Annotated in this window: 4 protein-coding genes; 1 reads left to right on the forward strand and 3 read right to left on the reverse strand. The window is 73.6% G+C overall.

Going from position 1 to position 3,630, the window contains the following annotated elements; genetic code table 11:
- Together N4P33_RS33745 and N4P33_RS33750 are read right to left on the reverse strand one after the other, a co-directional pair.
- Positions 1–1,069, reverse strand: a 1,069-nt coding sequence (locus N4P33_RS33745) for an MFS transporter (protein WP_260830739.1), incomplete at its 3' end; no start/stop codon positions are given.
- A gap of 106 nt (positions 1,070–1,175) precedes the next feature.
- Positions 1,176–2,180, reverse strand: a complete 1,005-nt coding sequence (locus N4P33_RS33750; RefSeq protein ID WP_260830740.1) for a hypothetical protein — start codon at positions 2,178–2,180, stop codon at positions 1,176–1,178.
- A 147-nt stretch (positions 2,181–2,327) separates the two neighbouring features.
- Between N4P33_RS33750 and N4P33_RS33755 the strand changes: the two genes are divergently transcribed.
- On the forward strand, positions 2,328–2,780 hold the full coding sequence (locus N4P33_RS33755) for a DUF4442 domain-containing protein (RefSeq protein WP_260830741.1): 453 nt from the start codon (positions 2,328–2,330) through the stop codon (positions 2,778–2,780).
- A gap of 30 nt (positions 2,781–2,810) precedes the next feature.
- Here the strand turns inward: N4P33_RS33755 and N4P33_RS33760 are convergent, their stop codons facing one another.
- Complete coding sequence (locus N4P33_RS33760; RefSeq protein WP_260830742.1) at positions 2,811–3,275, reverse strand: cyclic nucleotide-binding domain-containing protein; 465 nt, start codon at positions 3,273–3,275, stop codon at positions 2,811–2,813.
- Positions 3,276–3,630: the final 355 nt, after the last annotated feature.

The following is a 3,630-nucleotide window of genomic DNA, read 5'->3' on the forward strand; positions in this document are numbered from 1 at the left end:
CCGAGCCGAACCAGTCGTAGGCGGAGATCCGGGACAGCTTCTCCTCGGGGATCTCCTGGTGCAGCGCGGTCATCCAGGAGACGCCGAATACCTCCACGCTCACACCGGTCACGAACATCACCGCGCACAGGACCGCCGCCGGCGTCGGCACGGCGAGCGCCGCGGACGGCAGCGCGAGCGGGAACACGCACAGGGTGCCCACGAGCAGCAGACGGCGGGGTTTCCAGCGGGTCATCAGCAGCGCGCCCACCACGGTGCCGCCGCCGAAGAAGGCGAGCGCGAGGCCCCAGGGACCGGCGCCGCCCAGATGGTCCCGGGCGACCAGCGGCCCGTAGACCGCGTCGGCGGCGCCCACCACCGCGTTGGCGAGGGAGAACTGCACGACGATGCCCCACAGCCAGGGGCGGCCGGTGAACTCCCGCCAGCCCTCCCTGAGATCGGCCAGCAGGCCGCCGCCCGGAGCGCGCGCGGGGATGTGCCGTACGTCGAGGAAGGCGCGCAGCGCGGCCGCGAGCGCGAAGGCCGCCGCGTCCGCCGCGAGCACCCAGCCCGGCCCGATCACGGCGACCATGGCGCCACCGAGGGCGGCCCCGCCGAGGGACGCGCCCTGCATCGCCATCCGGAACACGGCGAACGCCCGGCCCGCCTGCTCGCCCCGGACCGAGGAGAGCAGCATGCCCTCGGCGGCCGGGCTGAAGAACGCCTGGCCGGTGCCGCCGAGGGCGCTGAGCAGCATCATGTGCCACAGCAGTGGCTCGCCCGCCAGCACCAGGGCCGCGAACGCGGCCTGCGAGCCGCAGTTCAGCACGTTGGCCGCGACCATCACCCGGTGCCGCGGCAGCCGGTCCGCCACCGCGCCGCCGATCAGCAGGAACAGCACCAGGGGCAGGGTGCGGGCGGCGGCCACCAGTCCCACGTCGCCGCCGTCGCCGCCCGTCTCCAGTACGGCGAACGCGGCGGCGATCAGCGCACCGCTGCTGCCGAGGCTCGTCACCACGGCGGAAGCGGTCAGCAGGCTGTAGTTGCGGCCCGCCCAGGAGCGGCGGCGGGAGGAGACGGTGGTCGGCACCCCGTGACTATCGCCGGGGCGGGGCCGACTTGCCAAACCGGGGCGGGCGAGACCTGCCACCGGGCGCCGCTCCGGCTCCGTGGCGGCGGGTCACCCCGCCGGCCTGCTACGACTCCGTCGGAGGTTCCTCGGTGAGGCGCACCGTGTTGAGGATCTTCTGCACGGTCGCCTCCGGGATCTCGTCCTGCACGCCCTTGGCGCCGTACAGGTTCCAGGTGACGAAGTCCCCGGCGCCGTTCTTGAAGGCGAACGTGATCGCCTTGCCCTCGCTGTCGCACTTGCCCTTCTGGGGCGTGCCCTCGGAGTGCGCGGTCGCGACGCTGCCTTCGAGGCCCGACGCGGTCTTGTACGGCTTGGGCTTGGTGAACTTCACGCTCTTCTTGTCGGGCTGGGTGTACCCGCCGAAGATCCACCACGGGACGCGGGTCTCGGCCGCCATGTCGGTGTTCTTGGCGCCGTTCTCACCGCGGGTGCCGGCGGTGGCGAGAGCGGTGTCCTCCTCGCGGCCGTCCTTGTCGTCGTCGCTGGTGCACCACTTGGACTTGAGATAAGCGGGGGCGGTGACGGTGGTGCGGTCCAGCTCACCGTCCTTGTCCTCCCACTCGAAGCCCACGCTGGTGCCGGGGTTCTCGATCTCCCAGTCGGCGGGGACGTCGAACTTGGTGCCGAAACGGGTGTTGACGACGACCTTCCAGCCCGGAACGGTCGCCTTCTCCTCCTCGCCGCCCCGCGGGTTGTCCCCGGACGCGGAGGTGCTCGGCTCGGCGGAGGAGCTCTTGGAGGCACTCGCGGACGGCTTGCCGTCCTTCTTGCCCGCCGTGTCGTCCTTGTCCCCGCCCAGCACCAGGAAACCGGTGACACCCGCGGCCACGACCACGGCGGTCGCCGCGACGATCGCCACCAGCTTGGTCCGGTTGCCGCCCCCGCCCTGCGGCGGCTGAGGCGCCCCCGCCGGAGCCGGCGTACCCCACTGCTGCTGCTGCCCGTAGGGGTTCGGCTGCTGGTAGCCGGGCTGCTGATACGGATTCGGCTGCTGGTACCCCGGCTGCTGGTACGGGTTGTTCGTCTGCGGGTTCTGCTCGCCCCCGGGCGGCTGCTGTCCTGGCCACATGGGCAGCAACCCTAGCCGTGCCAGGGACACGATTGGGTCACCGGCCTTTGACAGGGACGTAGCAACTCGGCCCCACGCGGGTCCCGGGCGGGGCCCGCGCCGGTCCGGCCCTGGTCAGGCGAGGCTACTCGTGGGTAACCTTCGGGTATGAGCGCAGACCAGATGTCCATCGGCGAGATGCTCGCCGCCACGGTGCCCATGGCCCGGACCCTGAACCTCCAGTTCCTGGAGACGACGTCGGAGCGGGCCGTACTGGCCCTGCCGGACCAGGCCGACTACCACAACCACGTCGGCGGGCCGCACGCCGGCGCGATGTTCACCCTCGGCGAGTCGGCCAGCGGCGCCATCGTGCTCGCCGCGTTCGGCGAGCAGCTCTCGCGCGCCGTGCCGCTGGCCGTCCGCGCCGAGATCGCCTACAAGAAGCTCGCCATGGGCCCCGTCACCGCCACCGCCACCCTCGGCCGGCCGGCCGCCGAGGTCGTCGCGGAGCTGGACGCGGGCCGGCGGCCCGAGTTCCCGGTGGCGATCGAGATACGGCGCGAGGACGGCGCGGTCACCGGTGAGATGACGGTGGTCTGGACCCTGCGCCCCAACGGCTGAGGCCGGCTGCCCGCAGGCGTCGGCGCCGGCTCACAGCGAGGTGCCGGCGCCGTACGGCGCGTACAGATCGAGCAGCCGGGTCCGGGCGGCGTGCAGCCGGCGGGCGACCACGGTGCCGACCCACTCGGCGACCGCCTGGCCCAGGGCCGGGTCGTCCCGGCGCAGCGCGTCGACGGACGCGGCGTCGAACTCGTAGGCCCGCACCGGGGTTTCCGCCTCGCCGCCCAGATGCCAGATGTGCGGGGCGAACAGCCAGGACCAGCCGACCAGTTCGTTGTGCCCGAGACGTTCGATGACGGCGGCACGCCGGCCGGGCACCCGCATGTCGAGCGCGACGGTGCCGGTCCGGATGATCCAGAACCGGTCGGCGCGCCCGCCCTCCTCGAACAGCCGGATCCCTTGCGGGAACGACACCTCGCGGGCGGTCTCCATCAGCCGCGCCCGGTGCTCGGCGGGCAGTGCGCGGATCACGCTGGGCGGCGGGGCAGCGAACATGGCGGGCCTCCCGGGGCGGGAACGGTACGGGCGGGCGGATTGCCGTGGCACTGTGCAGCGTCCCGCGGGGCGCGAGGCCCAGACCATGGGCCGAACGGCCCCCGGGCACGGCAGAACGACCCCGTGCCCGCCCGCCCACGCAGGGCCCTTCGGCACCGGGGCGGGACCCTTCGGGCCCTGCGCCTGGGCCGGTTGCCGGCACGAGGCTGAGGGTGACCGCCCCGACTGCGGTCCGACCTCAGGAGGTACCCATGTCCCGCCCCGTCATCGCCGGCCTGGACGGCTCGGCCGAGAGCAGGGCCGCGGCCGAGTGGGCGGCCCGCGAAGCACGGCTGCGTGCCGCGCCGCTGCGGCT

Source organism: Streptomyces sp. 15-116A (assembly GCF_025290915.1).
In the GTDB taxonomy this organism is placed as follows: domain Bacteria; phylum Actinomycetota; class Actinomycetes; order Streptomycetales; family Streptomycetaceae; genus Streptomyces.

Excerpts from the sequence above, each read along its gene's own strand:
- N4P33_RS33760 (WP_260830742.1), bottom strand. The coding sequence starts at position 3,275 with ATGTTCGCTGCCCCGCCGCCCAGCGTGATCCGCGCACTGCCCGCCGAG.
- N4P33_RS33750 (WP_260830740.1), bottom strand. The coding sequence starts at position 2,180 with ATGTGGCCAGGACAGCAGCCGCCCGGGGGCGAGCAGAACCCGCAGACG.
- N4P33_RS33755 (WP_260830741.1), top strand. The coding sequence starts at position 2,328 with ATGAGCGCAGACCAGATGTCCATCGGCGAGATGCTCGCCGCCACGGTG.